Below are 20734 nucleotides of genomic sequence, written 5' to 3'. Positions count from 1 at the left end.
GTTAGCATGGACATCCGCACCGATCAAGGCCATTTGGGGAAGGTGTCATGACTGCCAACGTCGACGGAGTGCCCGGAAAATTCGCGACACTCGGGCTGACCTACGACGACGTGCTGCTGCTGCCGGGCCCGTCGGACATGGCACCCGACGAGATCGACACCGCCTCGTACGTCTCCAAGAACGTGCGGGTCAACATCCCGCTGCTGTCCGCCGCCATGGACAAGGTCACCGAATCGCGGATGGCGATCGCGATGGCCCGCCAGGGCGGCGTCGGCGTTCTGCACCGCAATCTGTCCATCGAGGACCAGGCCAACCAGGTCGACCTGGTCAAGCGCTCCGAGTCCGGCATGGTGGCCGACCCGATCACCATCCACCCGGACGCCACGCTCGGCGAGGCCGACGCGCTGTGCGCCAAGTTCCGCATCAGCGGTGTCCCGGTCACCGACGGCGACAAGAAGCTGCTCGGCATCGTCACCAACCGCGACATGGCCTTCGAGACCGACCGCAACCGCCGGGTGCGCGAGGTCATGACGCCGATGCCGCTGGTCACCGGCAAGGTCGGCATCTCCGGCGCGGACGCCATCGAGCTGCTGCGCAAGCACAAGATCGAGAAGCTGCCGCTGGTCGACGACGCGGGCGTCCTCAAGGGCCTGATCACGGTCAAGGACTTCGTCAAGGCCGAGAAGTACCCGAACGCCGCCAAGGACGCCGAGGGCCGGCTGATCGTGGGCGCCGCGGTCGGTGTCGCCGGTGACGCGTTCGAGCGTGCCCAGGCGCTGATCGAGGCGGGCGTCGACTTCATCGTCGTCGACACCGCGCACGGCCACTCCCGTCTGGTCGGCGACATGATCGCCAAGATCAAGTCGAACTCCTCCGGCGTCGACGTCATCGGCGGCAACGTCGCCACCCGCGACGGCGCCCAGGCGCTGGTCGACGCGGGCGCCGACGGCATCAAGGTCGGTGTCGGCCCCGGCTCCATCTGCACCACCCGCGTGGTCGCCGGCGTCGGCGTCCCGCAGGTCACCGCGATCTACGAGGCCGCGCTCGCCGCCAGGGCGGCCGGTGTCCCGGTCATCGGCGACGGCGGTCTGCAGTACTCCGGCGACATCGCCAAGGCCCTGGTCGCGGGCGCCGACACGGTGATGCTGGGCTCGCTGCTCGCGGGCTGCGAGGAGTCCCCGGGCGAGCTGATGTTCATCAACGGCAAGCAGTTCAAGTCGTACCGCGGCATGGGCTCGCTGGGCGCCATGCAGACGCGCGGCGACCGCAAGTCGTTCTCCAAGGACCGCTACTTCCAGGAGGGCGTCGCCTCCGACGAGCAGCTGATCCCCGAGGGCATCGAGGGCCAGGTGCCCTACCGCGGCCCGCTCGCCTCCGTCGTCCACCAGCTGGTGGGCGGTCTGCGCCAGTCGATGTTCTACGTCGGCGGCCAGACCGTGCCGGAGCTCCAGGAGAACGGCCGCTTCGTCCGGATCACCTCGGCGGGCCTCAAGGAGAGCCACCCGCACGACATCCAGATGACGGTCGAGGCGCCGAACTACAGCCGCAAGTAGGCACCAGGCGGTACCGAGGGCGGCTCCGGGAGCTCCGGGGCCGCCCTTGTCGTGCCCGTCGGGGATACTGGAAGGCGCTGAAACGCATCAGGGAAAGGCCACACACGTGACTGAGATCGAGATCGGGCGCGGCAAGCGCGGCCGCCGGGCGTACGCCTTCGACGACATCGCCGTCGTCCCCAGCCGCCGTACGCGGGACCCGAAGGAGGTCTCGATCGCCTGGCAGATCGACGCCTACCGCTTCGAGCTGCCGTTCCTGGCCGCCCCCATGGACTCGGTCGTCTCGCCGGCCACGGCGATCCGGATCGGCGAGCTGGGCGGCCTCGGGGTGCTGAACCTCGAAGGCCTGTGGACGCGCTACGAGGACCCGCAGCCGCTGCTGGACGAGATCGTCGGCCTGCCCGCCGAGGCGGCGACCCGCCGTCTCCAGGAGATCTACGCGGCGCCGATCAAGGAGGAGCTGATCGGGCAGCGCATCAAGGAGGTGCGCGACTCGGGCGTGGTCACCGCCGCCGCGCTCTCCCCGCAGCGCACCGCGCAGTTCTCCAAGGCCGTCGTGGACGCCGGCGTGGACATCTTCGTGATCCGCGGTACGACGGTGTCGGCGGAGCACGTCTCCGGTTCGCACGAGCCGCTGAACCTGAAGCAGTTCATCTACGAGCTGGACGTCCCGGTGATCGTCGGCGGCTGCGCCACCTACACCGCGGCCCTGCACCTGATGCGCACCGGCGCGGCCGGTGTCCTGGTCGGCTTCGGCGGCGGCGCCGCGCACACCACGCGCAACGTGCTGGGCATCCAGGTCCCGATGGCGACGGCGGTCGCCGACGTGGCGGCGGCCCGCCGTGACTACATGGACGAGTCCGGCGGCCGGTACGTGCACGTGATCGCGGACGGCGGTGTCGGCTGGTCCGGCGACCTGCCCAAGGCGATCGCCTGCGGCGCCGACGCGGTCATGATGGGCTCCCCGCTGGCCCGCGGCACCGACGCGCCCGGCAAGGGCCACCACTGGGGCATGGAGGCCGTGAACGAGGAGCTGCCGCGCGGCCAGAAGGTCGACCTCGGCACCGTCGGCACCGTCGAGGAGATCCTCACCGGCCCGTCCCACACCCCCGACGGCTCCATGAACCTCTTCGGCGCCCTGCGCCGCGCCATGGCCACCACCGGCTACAGCGAGCTCAAGGAGTTCCAGCGCGTCGAGGTCACGGTCGCGGACTCCCAGCACCGCCGCTGACCCGCACTCACGACGAAGGGGCCCGTCCACCTCGGGTGGACGGGCCCCTTCGCGCTGCCGGGATGCCTCAGGCGGCCGCCTTCTTCGCGCCGGAGAACGCCGCGAAGGCGCCGATCGCGAAGAAGAGGAAGGTCATGGCGTCGGCCGTCTCCTTCCAGGCCTCGGTGACCAGGTCGAAGTGGTCGACGAACATCTCCGTGGCCGAGATGCCCGCGATGTCCGCGCCGAGCACGGCGACGCCGATGAGCTGGCCCACGTAGACCGCGCCCAGTGAGAGGACCGCGCTGATCACCGGGAGCGCCGGGTGGGCGCCGCCGACCTTGCCGGCGGCGAAGCCGACCAGGAAGCCGACGCCGACGGCCGCGTAGCCGATCTCGTACTCGGTGGCGCCGACGATCGCGCCGTAGACACCGGCGGTGACCAGGGCGACCACGACGGCGACCACGACGCCGAGGACGAAGTTGCCTCCGGCCGGGGCGACGGGGGCCGGGGGAACGGGGGCCGGGGGAACGGCGTCGGACTTCTGGGCGAACGGGTTGCCTTCGGCCGGCTGCGGCGGAACTGACTGGGTCATGACAGGAATCCCCCCACGGGACGGGTGTGACGAGCGGAGTCTGCGCACGACTGTGCGACGAGGACGCCGAAGGTTAGCAGGCCGACCGGATCCGGCCACCAGTGATTTCCGCGGCGGGCCGGGCCCCTTCAGAGCCGGTGCGCGGCCCCCGTCGGAGTGGCCCCGCGGGTGTCCAGCAGCAGCTGCGCCTTCACCGACAGGCCCTGCAGGTCGTACGTCCGGTGCTGCTGGAGCAGGATCGTCAGGTCCGCGTCGGCGGCGGCCTCGTAGAGGGAGTCCGCGCGGGGCACCGGACGGTCCAGGACGTTCCAGGACGGCACGTGCGGGTCGTGGTAGCTGACCGCCGCGCCCAGCTCCATCAGCCGTACGGCGATCTCCCGCGCGGGAGTGCCCTGCTGGTCACCGAGGTCGGGTTTGTAGGTGACGCCGAGCAGCAGCACCCGCGCCCCGCGGGCGGACTTGCCGTGCTCGTTCAGCAGGGTCGCCGCGCGCTGCACGACGTACCGCGGCATCTGGTCGTTGACCTGCCGGGCCAGTTCCACCATGCGCAGTCCGCGGCCCGCGCCGCCGGTCAGGTCCTGCGGCACGGCGTGGCCGCCGACGCCGGGGCCTGGGCGGAACGCCTGGAAGCCGAACGGCTTGGTCTCCGCGCAGCGGATCACGTCCCACAGGTCGACGCCGAGGTCGTTGCAGAGCACGGCCATCTCGTTGACCAGGGCGATGTTCACATGCCGGTAGTTGGTCTCCAGCAGCTGCACGGCCTCCGCCTCCCGCGTCCCGCGCGCGCGGACCACCTTGTCGGTGAGCCGGCCGTAGAAGGCGGCGGCCGACTCGGTGCAGGCGGGGGTGAGGCCGCCGATCACCTTGGGGGTGTTGGCCGGGCTGAAGCCGCGGTTGCCGGGGTCGACCCGGCTGGGGGAGTAGGCGAGGTGGAAGTCGCGGCCCGCGCGGAGCCGGGAGCCCTTCTCGAGCAGCGGGAGCAGGAACTCCTCCGTGGTGCCCGGGAGCACGGGCGACTCCAGGATGACCGTGGTGTGCGGGCGCAGCCGCGCGGCCAGGGTGCGGGCCGCCGCCTCCACCTGGCTCAGGTCGAGCCCGCCGTCCGCGGCCCGCGGGGTGGGTGCGCAGATGACCGCGGTGCGCACCCGGCCGAGGTCGGCCGGGCCGACGGCGTGCCGGAAGCCCCCCGAGAGCATCCGGCGCAGTTCGGCGGGGCTGAGGGAGGCGGGCTCCGGACCCGTCTTGTAGCCGACGGTGGGGATGCCGGCGGCGACGGCGGCCTGGGCCAGCGGCAGGCCGAGCGGGCCGAGTCCGATGACGGCGAGATCTGCGGGCATGGCGTGGGCCGTCCTTCCCAGTAACCGAAGCGGGACAGGTGCGCAAGCCCTGTGGACAGGATGGGCGAGCGCAATGTCAGACTAGGAGTAAATATGACCGATTTGTGGGATTGGGCGCCCGAGTTTCGGTGAGTGTTTCCGTGAGTGTTGTCCACAGGGTGGGGGCGAGTGGTGGCTGAAGTCGGGCATCGCGGTCAGACTTTGGGCAGGGGCACCGAACCGGGCTGTCCCCACGGGTGCGGCCGACGCGACGCGACGAGCGGGAGGCAGCGGTGAGGACAGGGACCCTGGGACCGGCGCAGCGCGCCGAGTCACTGGCATCGATGGCCGAGCGCGAACTGGACATCCTGGTCGTGGGCGCCGGAGTGGTCGGTGCCGGCACCGCGCTGGACGCCGCCACCCGCGGCCTGTCCACCGGCCTGGTCGAGGCGCGCGACTGGGCGTCGGGCACGTCGAGCCGGTCCAGCAAGCTGATCCACGGCGGCCTGCGCTATCTGGAGATGCTCGACTTCGCGCTCGTCCGCGAGGCGTTGAAGGAGCGCGGACTGCTGCTGGAGCGGCTGGCCCCGCACCTGGTGAAGCCGGTGCCGTTCCTCTACCCCCTCCAGCACAAGGGCTGGGAGCGGCTGTACGCGGGTTCCGGCGTCGCGCTCTACGACGCCATGTCGATGGCCCGCGGCCACGGCCGCGGCCTGCCCATGCACCGCCACCTGACCCGCCGTCACGCCCTGCGCGTCGCCCCCTGTCTGAAGAAGGACGCGCTCGTCGGCGCCCTTCAGTACTACGACGCCCAGATGGACGACGCCCGCTTCGTCGCCAACCTGGTGCGCACCGCCGTGGCCTACGGCGCGAAGGCCGCCAACCGCGCCCGGGCCACCGGCTTCCTGCGCGAGGGCGAACGGGTCGTCGGCGCGCGCGTGCGGGACGTCGAGGGCGGCGGGGAGTACGAGATCCGCGCCCGGCAGATCGTCAACGCCACCGGTGTGTGGACCGACGACACCCAGGCCATGGTCGGCGAGCGCGGCCAGTTCCACGTGCGGGCCTCCAAGGGCATCCACCTCGTCGTGCCCAAGGACCGCATCCACTCCGCGACCGGGCTGATCCTGCGCACCGAGAAGTCCGTGCTGTTCGTCATCCCCTGGGGCCGGCATTGGATCGTCGGCACCACCGACACCGACTGGGACCTCGACAAGGCCCACCCGGCCGCCTCCAGCGCCGACATCGACTATCTGCTGGAGCACGTCAACTCCGTCCTCGCGGTCCCGCTCACCCGGGACGACGTCGAGGGGGTCTACGCGGGCCTGCGCCCGCTGCTGGCCGGCGAGTCCGACGCCACCAGCAAGCTCTCCCGCGAACACACCGTCGCGCACCCGGTGCCGGGGCTGGTCGTGGTGGCCGGCGGCAAGTACACGACGTACCGGGTCATGGCCAAGGACGCGGTGGACGAGGCGGTGCACGCGCTCGACGTGCGGGTCGCCGAGTGCGTCACCGAGGACATCCCGCTGCTCGGCGCCGAGGGCTACCGGGCGCTGTGGAACGCGCGGGCGCGCATCTCCCAGCGCACCGGCCTCCATGTGGTGCGGGTGGAGCACCTGTTGAACCGGTACGGCTCGCTGGCCGAGGAGGTGTTCGACCTCATCGCCGGCGACCCCGCCCTCGGCGAGCCGCTGACCGGTGCCGAGGACTATCTGCGCGCCGAGGTCGTCTACGCCGCCTCGCACGAGGGCGCCCGCCACCTGGACGACGTCCTGACCCGGCGGACCCGTATCTCCATCGAGACCTTCGACCGGGGCACCCGCTGCGCCCGCGAGGCCGCCGCGCTGATGGCGCCGGTGCTGGGCTGGGACAAGGACCACGTCGAACGCGAGGTCGAGCACTACGAGAAGCGGGTGCAGGCCGAACGGGAGTCCCAGCGCCAGCCGGACGACCTCACGGCGGACGCGGCACGGCTGGGCGCGCCGGACATCGTGCCGCTGTGACCGGGTCTCACAAGTCCCCATGCTCACGGGCCCCTTAGTGCCTCTCGTGGTGCCGCATCAGGACGTCGCGCGGGTCTATCGGCCAGGTCTCACCTGGATCCCACGTGGATCTCACTCGAACGAGTGGCGCGAAACGGGATCTCTGTTCGGAACCGGCGCGTTCTACGGGTGCGGGGACAGAACCCCGGGGTGCGTGGGGCGGGGAGCCACCCTGGGCGTCGGGCACTTGTCGGGTGAGGGACAATGGAGCCTCTGTCAGGGCGGGTTGCATGAGGGGACGCATGTCGGAGGCGGAGCGGGCGGGGACATCCCGTCAGGACACTCGTCAGGACAACAGCGAGCGTCTCCTCGCCGGGCGGTACCGGCTGGGAGACGTGCTCGGCCGGGGCGGCATGGGCACGGTCTGGCGCGCCCAGGACGAGACCCTGGGCCGGACGGTCGCCGTCAAGGAGCTGCGGTTCCCGTCGAACATCGACGAGGACGAGAAGCGCCGGCTGATCACGCGCACACTGCGCGAGGCGAAAGCCATCGCGCGGATCCGCAACACCAGCGCGGTGACGGTCTACGACGTGGTCGACGAGGACGACCGGCCGTGGATCGTGATGGAGCTCGTCGAGGGCAAGTCGCTCGCCGAGGTCATCCGCGAGGACGGCCTGCTGGAGCCCCGGCGCGCGGCCGAGGTCGGCCTCGCCATCCTCGACGTCCTGCGCTCCGCGCACCGCGAGGGCATCCTGCACCGCGATGTGAAGCCGTCCAACGTGCTCATCGCCGACGACGGCCGGGTCGTGCTCACCGACTTCGGCATCGCCCAGGTCGAGGGCGACCCCTCGATCACCTCCACCGGCATGCTCGTCGGCGCCCCCTCCTACATCTCCCCGGAGCGCGCCCGCGGCCACAAGCCCGGCCCCGCGGCCGACCTGTGGTCCCTCGGCGGCCTGCTGTACGCCGCGGTCGAGGGCACCCCGCCGTACGACAAGGGCTCCGCGATCGCCACGCTCACCGCGGTGATGACCGAGCCCCTGGAGGAGCCGAAGAACGCGGGCCCGCTGCGGGACGTCATCTACGGCCTGCTCAGCAAGGACCCCGCCCAGCGGCTCGACGACGCGGGCGCCCGCGCGATGCTCAAGGCGGTCATCAACGCCCCCGACACCAAGGAGACCGGGCCGGAGCCGCAGGACGCCACCAAGCTGGTCCCGCTGCCGGTCCAGCCGGACGCCCCGGTCGACCGGCTGCGTGGCGCCCTGCGCTCCGCGCGCAAGGCCGCGGCGGGCTCGGCGACCTCGGCGGCGACCCGCGGCAAGCCGGCCGGCGACCCGGCCGCGACACCCGGCACCTCGCCCGCGGCGGCCTCGCCGTCGGCGGCCTCCGCGGCGGTCTCCTCGACCGCGGCCTCGCCCTCGGACGCGCCGGGCACCTCCGGCACGGCGAACGGCGGCGGCGCCCGCGGTTCCTCGGGCTGGCCCGTGATGACCCCGCCGGCGGACCTGCCGCCGCGGCCCGTGCCCCGGGCACCCCTCACCGACGTGGTGCCCCGGCGGACGCTGGTGATCATCGCGGTGGCCGTGGTCGTCGCCGTCCTCGGCGTCGTCCTGGCCCTCACGCTCGGCGGCGACGACGGCTCCGACCAGTCGCAGGGCGGGAACAAGGCGACGACCGGGGCGAGTTCCGGCGCCGACCCCAAGGACGATCCCAGCGACGGCGTCCACACGGACGGCGCGGCGACCGGCTCCGCGTCGGCCGGCTCGACACCGGAGGGCACCCCGAGCGCCGACGCGTCCGAGGGCGAGGCGGGCGCGGACGGCTCCGGCGAGGAGAGCGGGTCCGGCGACGACTCCGGCAAGGGCACGGGCCAGGACGACGACCTCGACGTCGACTCGACGCACCAGGGCAGGCAGGGCTACTCGATAGGCCTCCCCGAGGGCTGGAAGTACCAGTCGTCGGACGCCGCCGGCGACCGGTTCACCGGCCCCGACGGGCAGAAGCTGCTCATCGGCTGGACCACCACGCCCAAGGACGACCCGGTCGCCGACTGGGAGCGCCAGGAGGGCTACATGACGCGCTCGCAGTACGACCGGATCCGTATAGAGAAGGTGGACTACCGCGGCTGGAACACGGCCGACTGGGAATTCACCTATACCGACGGCGGAACCGGGTACCGGACCATCGACCGCGGCTTCGTCGTGGACGACGACCAGGGCTACGCGTTGATGTACACGGCGAAGGCCGCCAAGTGGGACAGCGAGCAGCGCAGGACCACCTGGCGGACGCTCACGAAGACCTTCGAACCGAAGGAGTGACCGGGCCGCGGCCCGGTCGGTGACGTGAGATCTCGCATCCCCTCGGTGCGGGTTGCCTCCGGCACGTATCGTGAGTGCCTGCGAACCGTACGCATCCGGAACCGGCATTTCCGGAACGGGACGCCGGACGAACGGAATTGACCAGCAGGGCGGCCGGGGGAGGCAACGTGGACGACTATGCCGGACGGGTCCTCGCCGACCGCTACCGCCTGCCCCTGCCCCCCGCCGACGAGTACGAACTCACCGAGACCCGCGCCTTCGACACCTACAGCGGCCAGGAAGTCCTGGTCCGCCAGGTGCCGTTGCCGGAGATCGTCGAGGCGGAGGTGCTGGACGCCGAAGGGCTCCCCGAGGGCTTCACGGCCCGTGACCGCGGGGCGCGCCGGCCCGCGGCGGGCCGCTCCGGCGCCGGAGCGCGGCGGCCGGCCGATCCCGCGGTGCGCCGCGCGGTGGAGGCCGCACAGGCCGCCGCCCGCATCCCCGACCATCCACGGCTGGACCAGGTCTTCGACGTGTTCGCCGAGGGCGGCTCGCTGTGGATAGTGAGTGAACTGGTCCCGGCCCGCCCGCTGGCGGCGCTGCTCGCCGAGAAGCCGCTGACGCCGTACCGGGCGGCCGAGGTCGCCTCCGACGTCCTCATGGCGCTGCGGGTGCTGCACGCGCACGGCTGGGTGCACCGCAACATCACCGCCCGCACGGTGCTCGTCTGCGACGACGGCCGGGTCATGCTGACCGGGCTCGCGGTCGGCGCCGCGGAAGAGGCGCTGTGCGGGTACGACCCGGTGCCCGCGGAGGACACCGACGACAGCGCCGGCCCCGCCGGCCCCGGCTGGACCGGTCCGCCCGCGCCCGCGGGCCACGGCGGCCCGGCGGGCGGCGCCACCGGCACGGGCGTCGACCCCGAGGCGGCGCGGCGGGCCGCGATCGAGGCGCGGGCGGCCGGAGCGCTGCCGAGCGCCGACCCGGCCGGCGGCGGCAGCCCCTCGGGCGGCGCCGGAGTACCGGCCCGGCGGGCACCGGAGAGCGGCGGCGACATCCGGGCCGCGCGCGCCGGGGCGATCGCCGCGTACCGCGCCGGAGCGCGCGCCGCGGCCCGGGTCCAGGAGGCCCAGCAGAGCGGCCGCGCCGCGCTGCCCGGCGCCCGGCCCGCCCCCGACGGCGACAGCGGACCCGCGGCGGCGCAGGGCCGGCCCTACGCGCCCGGCACCCCGCGCACCGCCGGGACCCCCTCCGGCACCGGCAGCACCCCGCCCGGCCAGATCGCCGACCCCTACGGCGTCCGCGCGACCGGCTGGCACGGCGCGTCCCCGCGCACCCCGGGCCCCGGCCGAGGCCAGGCCGAGGGTGAGACGCAGGCCTACGACCAGCCCGGCGGCAGGCGGACGGCCCCCTACGGGCAGCCGTACAACACCGGCCTCCCGCAGCCGCCCGCCCCCCGGCAAGGCGTCCCGGCGCCGGCTCCGCAGGGCCGTACCGCCCTGCCGTCCGGCGCGGTCGCGGGCGGTCCGGGACAGGACGGCGGCTGGGACGAACCGGTGGCCGGTGCGCCCGCGCGGCGCGGGCCGGGCACCGCGCTCGCCGCCGAGCGGGCGCGGCAGGCGCGGATGGCGGTGGTCGGCCCGGTGACCGAGCGCTGGGCGCCCGAGCAGGCCGGCCCGGTGCACGAGAACTGGCAGCTCGCGGCGCCCATCGGCCCCGCGACCGACCTGTGGGCGCTGGGCGCGCTGCTGTTCCGCGCCGTCCAGGGACACGCGCCGTACCCGGAGGAGTCGACGGCCGAACTGGTGCAGATGGTGTGCGCCGAACCGCCCGCCTTCGCCGAGGAGTGCGGCCCGCTGCGCCCGGTGGTGGAGTCGCTGCTGCGTCAGGACCCCACCGAGCGCCTGGACTTCGAGGATCTGCGCGGCTGGCTGCGCTCGCTGGTGCGCTCGGCGCCCGAGCCGGAGGCCGGGGTGCACGTCGTCGCCGTGCCGCCCGCCGACACCGGCCGGCTGCCGGTCGTACGCCGCCGGGGCGAGCTGGTGCGCAGGCGGCGGGCCGGGCTGCCGGTGCACCACGGACGGCACAAGCGGGACCGGGAGAAGGAGCGCTCACCGCGCAGTCTGGGCCGTGCGCTGCTGCTGTTCGTGCTGCTCGGCCTGGGCGCGGCGGTCGCGTACGCGATGCTGTTCATGCCGAAGGCCGACGAGAGCGGCGGCGCGGACGGCGTCGAGCGGACCGGCGCGGCCGGGCAGGTGAGCCAGGCGCCGCCCGCGGGATCACCGGACGCGAGCAGCGAACCCCGGCCCGAGCAGGTCACGCCCACCACCGGCGGCCCCTCCGGCTCGGCGGACTCGACGCAGACCCAGAGCACAGGACCGGAGGCAGGCGACGGCTTCACGCTCCGTACCGACCAGGAGGGCTTCAAGGTCGCGGTGGCCGAGGGCTGGCAGCGCACCCCGAAGAACGGCAGCGGTCAGGTCGTCTACGGCAAGGGCGACTTCGAGCTGATCGTCGTCCCCGGCCGGGACACCGCGGAGGAGTACGGCGACGACCCGATGGCCTACCAGCGCGAGAGCGAGCCGGAGCTGCGGCCCTACCGGGAGTCGAGCTGGGCCACCGCGACCGGGCTGAAGTCGATCCAGATCGGCGGACGCCTCATGGCGGAGGGGCAGTTCACCTGGACCGGCCAGTCCGGCGGCGAACTGTTCGTGCGCAACCTCGCGATCCTCGTGGACGGGCGGTACCACGTACTCCAGGTGCGCGGACCGGACTCCGAGCGCGACGAGGTGACCCGGCTGTACGAACAGGCCTCGGCGACCTACCAGTTCACCGGCTGATCGTCCGCGCATCCGGCATCGGACGGCCGTTTCCCCTCGCGTTTGCGGGGGTTTGCCGTTCGGTTCCCGCCGGTTGCCGAAAGCGAAAACCGTCACAGTGCGGTCTCCGAGCCGCCGTCACGGTTCCCCGGAGCGAGGCCGGTCCTTACGCTGACCCTGTCAAGAACATTGCGGGGAAACGTGTATCAGATGCAGGGCCTGCTCCTCGGTGGCCGCTACCGGCTCAACGACACCATCGGCAGCGGTGGTATGGGCCGGGTCTGGCGTGCCCACGATGAGGTGCTGCACCGGTCGGTCGCCATCAAGGAACTGACCGCGGCGCTCTACGTCTCCGAGAGCGACCGGGCCGTGCTGCTGGCCCGCACCCGTGCCGAGGCGCGCGCGGCCGCCCGGATCAACCACTCCGCCGTCGTCACCGTCCACGACGTCCTCGAACACGACGGACGGCCGTGGATCGTGATGGAACTGGTCGAGGGCCGCTCGCTCGCCGACGCGGTCAAGGCGGACGGCCGGGTGGAACCGGCCGAGGCCGCCCGGATCGGCCTGTGGGTGCTGCGCGCGCTGCGCGCCGCGCACACCGCCGGTGTCCTGCACCGCGACGTCAAACCCGGCAACGTCCTGCTCGCCCACGACGGCCGGGTGCTGCTCACCGACTTCGGCATCGCGCAGATCGAGGGCGACACGACCATCACCCGCACCGGCGAGGTCGTCGGCTCGGTGGACTACCTCGCCCCGGAGCGCGTCCGCGGCCACGATCCGGGACCCGCCTCCGACCTGTGGGCGCTCGGCGCGGCGCTGTACACGGCGGTCGAGGGCAACTCGCCGTTCCGCCGCACCTCACCGCTGTCCACCATGCAGGCCGTCGTCGAGGAGGAGCCCGGCGAGCCGCGCCACGCCGGACCGCTCACGCCCGTCATCGCCGCACTGCTGCGCAAGGACCCCGCCACCCGGCCCGACTCCGCCGAGGCCGAGCGGCTGCTCACCGAGGCGGCCGAGGGACGCCTGCCGCACGTCGCGCCGGCGTACGGCGCGCCGCGCCCCGCGCAGCACCGCCCGACCGCCCGGGACACCCGCGCCCACACGCGGCCGGGCGGCCCGGTGCCCGCACCGCCCGCGCCCCGGCGCCGTCGGCTGCGGACTCTCGCCCTGGTCGTCGCCTTCGCCGCGGTCGTCGGCGGCGGTGCCGCGGCGGCGTGGCAGACCTGGGGCGGCGGGAGCGGCACCGACGCGCGGAACGGCGTCTCCGCCTCCGCCTCGCCGGACCCGACGCCGGACCCCTCCGGCAGCGACGGCGGCGGCAAGGGCAATGGCGGCGGCGACAACGGCAACGGCGGCTCCGAGAGCCCCGACACGCCCCTCCCCGACACCTGGGTACGCGTCGACCACGCGGCGGGTTTCGGCCTCTCCGTGCCCAGCGCGGACTGGAAGGCCAGCGGGTACAGCTCCGACGGCGATCTGACCCAGGTCGACTACTCGCCCGACGGCGGAGTGCACCTGCTGCGCATCGGCGTGGACCTGTCCTCCGACTTCGACGACGCCCACGAGCACATGAACGATCTGGAGCAGCAGGTCGGAGGGCTCGCCCAGTACCAGCGCGTCTCCCTGGAGGAGAACGTCTACCGGGACCGTAAGGGCTCCTTGTGGGAGTACACCTGGACCGCGCTGGAGAGCGACCCCGGCACGTACGTCGGACCGCGCCGCGCCATCGACCAGATGTACTTCACCCGCGACGGCGTGGAGTACGCGATCTACATGGCCGGCCCGGCGTCGGACTGGGAGACCACCAGGGCGCAGTTCGCCACCGTGCTGCGGAGCTGGCGGCCGGACCACACCTGACGCGACGGCCACGACCCGTAGGTCCCGGCCCGAACGTCGGCGCTCTGAGGTCCAGGCTCGAACGTCCGCGCTCCAAGGCCCCGGCCCGGACGTCGGCGCTCGAAGTTCCCGGCCCGAACGTCGGCGCTCGAAGTTCCTGGCCCGAACGTCGGCGCTCGAACGTCCCGGCTCGCGGCTCGGAGTTCGTGGCTCGAAGGCGCCTGACGGACCGTCGGTTGTCGGCCAACCTGCGTCTTTCCCCCCGGAGGCGGCTCCTCCGGCTGGGGCATCATGGGCGCATGGGGACCGAGGGGGTGGCGAACGGCCGGGTCATCGCCGGGCGTTACCGGCTGGAGGCGTTGCTCGGCCGCGGCGGCATGGGCGTCGTCTGGCAGGCCACCGATCAGCTGCTGCGGCGCCGGGTGGCGGTCAAGGAGATCGCCCAGGACACCTCCCTCTCCCCGGAGGAGGCCCGGCGCCAGTGCGACCGCATCCTGCGCGAGGCCCGCGCGGTCGCCCGGCTGAACCATCCGCACGTCATCGTGGTCCACGACGTAGTCGTCCACGAGGACCGCCCGTACATCGTCATGGAGTGGATCGACGGCGGCTCCCTCGCCGAGCGGATCGCGGCCCACGGGCCGGTCGACGCGTACGAGGCCGCCCGGATCGGTGTCGGGCTGCTGGGCGCGCTGCGCACCGCGCACGCCGCCGGGGTCCTGCACCGGGATCTCAAGCCGGCCAATGTGCTCATCGAGGCGGGCACCGGACGGGTCGTCCTCACCGACTTCGGTGTGGCCCAGGTGCCGGGCTCCACGACCCTCACCGAGTCCGGTTCCTTCGTCGGCTCGCCCGAGTACACCGCGCCGGAGCGGATGTCCGGCGCCGGCACCGGTCCGGCCTCCGACCTGTGGTCGCTGGGCGTCCTGCTGTGCACGGCGCTCACCGGGCGTTCTCCCTTCCACCGGGACACCCTGGGCGGCGTCCTGCACGCCGTGGTGTCCGGCGAGATCCGCCCGCCCGAGCGGGCCGGGCCGCTGCTGCCGGTCGTGGCGGGGCTGCTGGAGCGCGAGCCGGAGCGACGGCTGGACGCGGCGCAGGCCGAGTGGATGCTGCGGGCCTTCCGCGAGACGGGCCGGATGCCGGCACCGCCGGTGCCGGCACCGCTGTCGCTGGTACGCCGGTCCGGACGCACCCCGCGCGACAAGCTGGTGACCGCGCTGCTGGTCGCCGCGATGGCGGCGGCCGGGGTGTCCGCGGCGGCGCTGCTGATGACCGGTGGCGGCGAGGGCGGCGGCGGGGTGCCGACGACGACTCAGACGACGACTCCGGCGCCCAGCGTGACGGTGACGGCCACCGTCACGTCGTCGGTGTCACCGGACACCCGGACGAACGGGAGATAAGCGGCGTCGTCGGTCACGGCTCTGTGACTGCGCCGCCCGCGCAGTGGATGCGCGAGCGCTCGGCGCGATATGCATGAACGCATGAGCAACAACGGGGGAGCCCGCTACGGGGCTGACGAGCCGACGAGTTTCGGACTGCAACCGCCGAACCCGAACCCGCCCGTCGGCGTACCGCACCCGGGCAACCCGTACGCGACACCCGCGCGGGTCGTCCCGCCGCAGCAGCCCGCCCCGCCCGTGCCGCCCGCCGCGCCCGATCCCGGCACCGGACGCCTGATCGCGGGACGTTACCGGCTGCTCGCCAAGCTCGGACACGGCGGTATGGGCACGGTGTGGCGGGCCAAGGACGAGACCGTGGACCGCGAGGTCGCCGTCAAGGAGCCGCGCGTTCCGGATCACCTTCCCGAACGCGAACGCGCCAACGCCTTCGAACGGATGCGCCGCGAGGCGCGCGCCGCGGCCAGGCTGGACCATCCGGCCGTCGTCAACGTGCACGACGTGGCCGTCGTCGACGGCCGGCCGTGGATCGTGATGGAGCTGGTCCAGGGACGCTCCCTCGGCGACGTCCTGCGGGAGGGCACCCTCGGCGCCCGCGAGGCCGCCCGGATCGGCCTGGAGGTGCTCGGCGCGCTGGAGGCCGCCCACGCGGCCGGCGTCCTGCACCGCGACGTCAAGCCGGACAACGTCATGCTCGGCCGCCACGACCGCGTGGTGCTCACCGACTTCGGCATCGCCCAGATCGAGGGCGAGACCAACCTGACCGACACCGGCGGCTTCGTCGGCTCGCCCGAGTACATCGCCCCGGAGCGGGTGCTGGGCCAGCGGCCCGGCCCGGCCGCCGACCTGTGGTCGCTGGGTGTGGTGCTGTACGCGGCGACCGAGGGCGTCTCCCCGTTCCGCCGCAGCAACACCCCGGCCACCCTCCAGTCCGTCCTCAACGCCACACCCGCGCCGCCCGCCTCCGCGCAGGGCCCGCTCGCCGAGGTCATCAACGGCCTGCTCCAGAAGGACCCGGCGCACCGGCCCGGCGCCGCGCGCGTCCGCGCCCTGCTGGAGGCCGCCGCCAACCCGCCCGCGCCGGCGCCGGTGTCCGCGCCGACGCAGGTGGTGCCCGTCGGAGGCGCCGAGGCAGGGGCAGGGACCGGGGCCGCCGACGGGATCCGCATCAGCCGCAGGACGCTGATCCGGCTGGGAGTGTCGGTCGCCGCGGCGGTCGTCGCGGTGGCGGTGGCGGCGTACGTGGTGATCGCCGACCCGTTCGCGGGTCCGCTGCCGGACGGCTGGCGGACCCAGCAGGAGAAGGCGCTCGGCGCCACCCTGACGGTGCCCGACGGCTATGTGCGCAGCGAGCCCGACGAGACCGACGAGGACCACTGGGTGACGTACTCCGACCCGAGCGGCAGCGTCTGGTTCAGCCTCACCCTCGACCCGAAGGCCGAGGACACGGGCAACGAGATCGCGGGCTCCGCCGAGGCCGAGATGTACGACGACGAGGCCGAGTTCAAGGCGTCCGGCGACTACGACCTCGGCATGCCGGAGAACCCGGAGACCCGGCCGGACGACGGGGCCACCTACCAGGGCAGGCAGGCCGCCGAGAACACGATCACCTACAAGACCACCGACACCGAGAACCCCCGCCCCCGCGAGGTGCGGATCTTCTACTACAGGACCAAGGGCGGCGACATGTACAAACTCATCGTCAGCTACCCGGGCAAGGGCGACTTCACCAAGCGCGGCCGGGAGGTGGCGCAGCAGGCCATCGCCGGGCTGGCCATCGACGAGCTCTGAGGGCGCGGACCGGTTGCGGGAGCGCTGTTTCGACAGTAGGGCCCGGCGCACGGTAGGCATGGGGCATGAGCGGCGGGGGCGAACACCAGTACAGCGCTGACAGCGCACGAGTGGTCGGCGGGCGCTACCGGCTGATCGAACGGATCGGGTCCGGCGGGATGGGCACCGTCTGGCGCGCCCACGACGACGTCGTGGGCCGCGATGTCGCCGTCAAACAGCCGCGGCTGCCCGGCGATCCCGAGGACGAGGCGTACCGCCGGGCCGCACACCGCCTCTACCGTGAGGCCCGCTCCGCCGCCCGGGTCGACCACCCCTGCGCCGTCTCCGTCCACGACGTCGTCGAGGAGGACGGACTGCCGTGGATCGTCATGGAACTGGTCCGCGGCCAGTCCCTGCACGAGGTGCTCCGCGGCGGCCCCCTGGAGCCCGCCGAGGCCGCCCGCGTCGGCCTCGCGGTCCTCGGAGCGCTGCGCGCCGCCCACGCCGCCGGGATCGTGCACCGCGATGTGAAGCCCGCCAACGTGCTCATCGAAGCGCGCACCGGCCGCGTCGTCCTCACCGACTTCGGCATCGCCCACGTCCAGGGCGAGGAGACCCTCACCGTCAGCGGCGAGTTCGTCGGCTCGCTGGAGTTCGTCGCCCCGGAGCGGATGTCGGGCCGGCGCGCGGGCCCGGCCTCCGACCTGTGGTCCCTGGGCGTCCTGCTCTACGCCGCCGTGGAGGGCTGGTCCCCGTTCCGCCGTACGACCGTGGAGTCGACGCTCGCCGCGATCCTGACCACGGACGTGCCCGAGCCGCAGCGGGCCGGCGCCCTCGGCCCGCTGCTCGTGAGGCTGCTGGAGAAGGACCCCGCCCCGCGCGCGGACGCCGAGGAGGCCGCGGCGGCGCTGGAGGCGGTCGCGCGCGGTGCCGAGCCGGAGCAGTGGCCGGCGGCGGAGGACCCGGCACCGCAGGACGCCGCCGCCCTCGCGGAGTTCGGGGACGACGTCGGGACGGTGCGGCTGGGGCCGCCCCGTTCCGGAGTCGACGCGCAGGCGGACACCGTGCCCGGCACCCGGGCCGGCACCGCGAAGCCGTCGCGCGGCGCGCTGCCGCGGCAGGCGGGTGACGGGGTCTTTGAGTCGTCGGGCGACACGGTGGCCGAGGTGTCGGGTGAGGGGTTCTCGGGCGACGTGGCCGCCGGGCCGGCGGGCGGAGTGGCCTCCGGGTCGGCTGGCGGCGGGGTGGCCTCCGGGTCGGCGGGCGGCGCCGTCTCCGGGCTTTCGGGCGGTGGGGCGGCCTCCGGGTCGGCTGGCGGCGGGGTGGCCTCCGGGTCGGCGGACGGTGGGGCGGCCTCCGGGTCGGCGGGCGGTGGGGCGGTCCCCGCGCCATCGGACGGCGCGGTCGAGCCGGGGTTCGTCCTGGGGCGTCCTGCCGCACGGCGCCCGCTCCACCGCCGGCCCGCGCCCCTCGCCCTCGTCGGCGGTCTGCTCGCCGGTGCCGCCTGGTTCGGCGTCGTGTCGCTGACCGGCCCGGACGGCGGCGCGGACGGTCATGCCGGCGGCGGCACGGCCAACGGCACGGTCACGACCGACACGGGAAGCCCGCAGAACACCGCGACCGACCGCAACACCGACCGCACGACCGGTGGCTCGGCCGACAACCCCACCGACAAGCCGACCGGCGGCTCGGCCGAAGACCCGACCGCCCCCGAGCCCGGCTCCACCCAAGCCCTCGGCGGCTGGATCGCGCACCCGGAGAAGGCCATGGCCGCGACCCTCGCGCTCCCGCCGGAGTACCAGGAGTTCGCCCGCCAGGGCAACGCCGACTACCAGCCCCGCGTGGTCGAGTACGCCGCCGGTTCCGTCCAGGTCCGCCTCACCCAGTGGGACAGGGCACCGGGCACCCCTCTGAGCCAGGCGAAACAGCACGCGGCGACCTTCGAGTTCTACGGCAACGCCCGCACGCGGTACAGCTCCACCACGCTCAACGGCTGGGACGCCGTACGGTCCGACAGCACCTACGGCGAGGAGGGTCTGCGGTACCGGGTCGTCGAGGTGTTCGCCCGCACCGACGGCGGCCGGATGTACGAGCTGCGCGTCGAGATGCCCGAGGGCGCGGCGCATGAGAAGGAGGGGACGGCCGTCTTCCAGGGCGCCCTGGACCGGCTTGAGATCACCGCGTCCTGATCGGCCGTAAGGCGTCCCGGTCGGCTGAACACGCCCTGATCAGGCCCTTTCTCGCCAGTGATCACTGGCGGGATGTGTGCGCTCGGTGAATCCCTATTACCGACGGGTACACAAAGCGTTCGCCGCGGCATACCCTGCGGCTCATGACCGACGCGCAGGCTCCTGAGAAGGCCGCTTCCGGCACCAACCCCGTCGCCCCCGCCCCGGAGGGTGTCCGCACCGCCGCGGACGTCGTCACCCCCGAGCTCATCGCCCAGCTCACCAAGGGTGTGGTCGGCTCCGGGCGGACCGCCAACCACACGCCGTTCACCGGCGAGAAGCTGGCCGACCTGCCCGAGTCGACGCCCGAGGACGTGGAGAAGGCCTTCCAGGCGGCCCGCGCCGCGCAGGCGGTGTGGGAGCGCACGCCGGTGCGCGACCGCGCGGCCGTCCTGCTCCGCTTCCACGATCTGGTGCTCGAACGCCAGGGCGAGGTGCTGGACCTGATCCAGCTGGAGACCGGCAAGGCCAGGCTGCACGCCCACGAGGAGGTGCAGGCCGTCGCCGTCGCCGCCCGCCACTACGGCCGCAAGGCGCCGTCCTACCTGCGTCCGAAGCGGCACGCCGGCGCCGTCCCGACCCTCACCAAGGTCACCGAACTGCGCCACCCGCGCGGTGTCGTCGGTCAGATCGCCCCCTGGAACTACCCGCTGGAGCTGTCGGTCGGCGACGCGCTGCCGGCGTTCGTCGCGGGCAACGCGGTCGTGATGAAGCCGGACACGGAGACCTGCCTCACCGCACTGTGGGCCCGTGACCTGCTGATCGAGGCCGGTCTGCCCGCCGAGGTCTTCCAGGTCGTCCTCGGCGAGGGCCCGGTCGTCGGCCCCGAGGTCGTCAGGCACGCCGACTACGTCTCCTTCACCGGCTCCACCCGCACCGGCCGCGAGGTCGCGCAGGGCGCCGCCGCCCGCCTGGTCGGCGTCTCCCTCGAACTCGGCGGCAAGAACGCCATGCTGGTCCTGGCGGACGCCGACATCGACAAGGCCGCGGCGGGCGCCGTCCGCGCCTGCTTCTCCTCCGCGGGCCAGCTGTGCATCTCCATCGAGCGGCTGTACGTCCACGAGTCCGTCGCCGACGCCTTCGCCGAGCGCTTCGCCGCCCGCACCCGGGCCATGCGGCTCGGCACGTCCCTGGCGTACGGCGCCGACATGGGCTCGCTGGTCGGCGAGCGCCAGCTGGAGACCGTCAAGCGGCATGTCGAGGAGGCCGTGGCCAAGGGCGCGAAGGTGCTCGCCGGAGGCGTGGCCCGCCCGGACGTCGGCCCGTACTTCTACGAGCCGACCATCCTCGACGGTGTGACCGAGCCCATGGCGGTGTGCGCCGAGGAGACCTTCGGCCCGGTCGTCTCCCTCTACCGCTTCCGCACCGAGGACGAGGCGATCGCCCACGCCAACTCCACGCCGTACGGCCTGAACTCCTCGGTGTGGACGAAGGACGCCCGCCGTGGCCGCGCCGTCGCCGCCCGGCTGCGCACCGGCACGGTCAACGTCAACGAGGGTTACGCGCCGGCGTACGGCAGCGTCCAGTCGCCGATGGGCGGCATGAAGGACTCCGGTCTCGGCCGCCGCCACGGCTCCGAGGGCATCCTCAAGTACACCGAGGCCCAGACGGTGGCCCAGCAGCGGCTGCTGCCGATGGCGCCGTCGCTCGGCATGGACGACGAGAAGTACGCGGCCTTCATGAGCCGCAGCCTGCGCCTGATGAAGGCGTTCCGGTTCCGCTAGAGCCCGGTCC

Annotated in this window: 12 protein-coding genes; 10 read left to right on the top strand and 2 right to left on the bottom strand. The window is 73.6% G+C overall.

The window, feature by feature from the left end:
* Positions 1-47 precede the first annotated feature (47 nt).
* Both guaB and ABT232_RS08085 read left to right on the top strand, forming a co-directional pair.
* The gene (gene guaB / locus ABT232_RS08090) at positions 48-1553 is read left to right on the top strand and encodes an IMP dehydrogenase (protein ID WP_351837521.1); all 1506 of its coding nucleotides are present in this window, start codon (positions 48-50) and stop codon (positions 1551-1553) included.
* A 106-nt stretch (positions 1554-1659) separates the two neighbouring features.
* A complete protein-coding gene (locus ABT232_RS08085; protein ID WP_351837518.1) occupies positions 1660-2784 on the top strand; it encodes a GuaB3 family IMP dehydrogenase-related protein in 1125 nt (374 codons plus the stop codon).
* A gap of 67 nt (positions 2785-2851) precedes the next feature.
* Here the strand turns inward: ABT232_RS08085 and ABT232_RS08080 are convergent, their stop codons facing one another.
* Positions 2852-3358, bottom strand: coding sequence for a hypothetical protein (locus tag ABT232_RS08080; RefSeq protein ID WP_351837515.1), 507 nt, complete (start codon positions 3356-3358; stop codon positions 2852-2854).
* A gap of 128 nt (positions 3359-3486) precedes the next feature.
* Positions 3487-4695 (bottom strand): nucleotide sugar dehydrogenase, encoded by a 1209-nt coding sequence (locus ABT232_RS08075; RefSeq protein WP_351837513.1) that lies wholly within the window; start codon positions 4693-4695, stop codon positions 3487-3489.
* A 272-nt stretch (positions 4696-4967) separates the two neighbouring features.
* Between ABT232_RS08075 and ABT232_RS08070 the strand changes: the two genes are divergently transcribed.
* The 8 genes from ABT232_RS08070 (at position 4968) to ABT232_RS08035 (ending at position 20724) form a co-directional block, all read left to right on the top strand.
* On the top strand, positions 4968-6674 hold the full coding sequence (locus tag ABT232_RS08070) for a glycerol-3-phosphate dehydrogenase/oxidase (protein WP_351837510.1): 1707 nt from the start codon (positions 4968-4970) through the stop codon (positions 6672-6674).
* 281 nt (positions 6675-6955) lie between these two features.
* A complete protein-coding gene (locus tag ABT232_RS08065; protein WP_351837982.1) occupies positions 6956-8971 on the top strand; it encodes a protein kinase domain-containing protein in 2016 nt (671 codons plus the stop codon).
* Between the two features lie 167 nt (positions 8972-9138).
* Positions 9139-11790 carry a serine/threonine kinase C-terminal domain-containing protein gene (locus tag ABT232_RS08060; RefSeq protein ID WP_351837507.1) on the top strand — a complete coding sequence of 884 codons (2652 nt, stop codon included), beginning with the start codon at positions 9139-9141 and terminating at the stop codon, positions 11788-11790.
* 189 nt (positions 11791-11979) lie between these two features.
* Complete coding sequence (locus ABT232_RS08055; protein WP_351837979.1) at positions 11980-13626, top strand: serine/threonine-protein kinase; 1647 nt, start codon at positions 11980-11982, stop codon at positions 13624-13626.
* 278 nt (positions 13627-13904) lie between these two features.
* Positions 13905-15005, top strand: coding sequence for a serine/threonine-protein kinase (locus ABT232_RS08050; RefSeq protein WP_351837504.1), 1101 nt, complete (start codon positions 13905-13907; stop codon positions 15003-15005).
* Positions 15006-15086: 81 nt separating this feature from the next.
* Entirely contained in the window at positions 15087-16793 is a 1707-nt protein-coding gene (locus ABT232_RS08045) for a serine/threonine-protein kinase (protein ID WP_351837501.1), read from the top strand.
* A gap of 65 nt (positions 16794-16858) precedes the next feature.
* On the top strand, positions 16859-18961 hold the full coding sequence (locus ABT232_RS08040; protein ID WP_351837499.1) for a serine/threonine-protein kinase: 2103 nt from the start codon (positions 16859-16861) through the stop codon (positions 18959-18961).
* Positions 18962-19104: 143 nt separating this feature from the next.
* Positions 19105-20724 carry a succinic semialdehyde dehydrogenase gene (locus tag ABT232_RS08035; RefSeq protein ID WP_351837497.1) on the top strand — a complete coding sequence of 540 codons (1620 nt, stop codon included), beginning with the start codon at positions 19105-19107 and terminating at the stop codon, positions 20722-20724.
* Positions 20725-20734 lie beyond the last annotated feature (10 nt).

Origin of the sequence: Streptomyces sp. NPDC001532 (genome assembly GCF_040298625.1) — a bacterium.
Taxonomy (GTDB): Bacteria; Actinomycetota; Actinomycetes; order Streptomycetales; family Streptomycetaceae; genus Streptomyces.
Note: the sequence above shows the minus strand (reverse complement) of the source record. Positions and strands in the feature narration are given on the sequence as shown.

What these genes read in the sequence shown, in the direction of transcription:
- guaB (WP_351837521.1), top strand. Translation starts at nt 48, where the DNA reads ATGACTGCCAACGTCGACGGAGTGCCCGGAAAATTCGCGACACTCGGG.
- ABT232_RS08080 (WP_351837515.1), bottom strand. Translation starts at nt 3,358, where the DNA reads ATGACCCAGTCAGTTCCGCCGCAGCCGGCCGAAGGCAACCCGTTCGCC.
- ABT232_RS08075 (WP_351837513.1), bottom strand. Translation starts at nt 4,695, where the DNA reads ATGCCCGCAGATCTCGCCGTCATCGGACTCGGCCCGCTCGGCCTGCCG.
- ABT232_RS08065 (WP_351837982.1), top strand. Translation starts at nt 6,956, where the DNA reads ATGTCGGAGGCGGAGCGGGCGGGGACATCCCGTCAGGACACTCGTCAG.
- ABT232_RS08055 (WP_351837979.1), top strand. Translation starts at nt 11,980, where the DNA reads ATGCAGGGCCTGCTCCTCGGTGGCCGCTACCGGCTCAACGACACCATC.
- ABT232_RS08050 (WP_351837504.1), top strand. Translation starts at nt 13,905, where the DNA reads ATGGGGACCGAGGGGGTGGCGAACGGCCGGGTCATCGCCGGGCGTTAC.
- ABT232_RS08045 (WP_351837501.1), top strand. Translation starts at nt 15,087, where the DNA reads ATGAGCAACAACGGGGGAGCCCGCTACGGGGCTGACGAGCCGACGAGT.
- ABT232_RS08040 (WP_351837499.1), top strand. Translation starts at nt 16,859, where the DNA reads ATGAGCGGCGGGGGCGAACACCAGTACAGCGCTGACAGCGCACGAGTG.
- ABT232_RS08035 (WP_351837497.1), top strand. Translation starts at nt 19,105, where the DNA reads ATGACCGACGCGCAGGCTCCTGAGAAGGCCGCTTCCGGCACCAACCCC.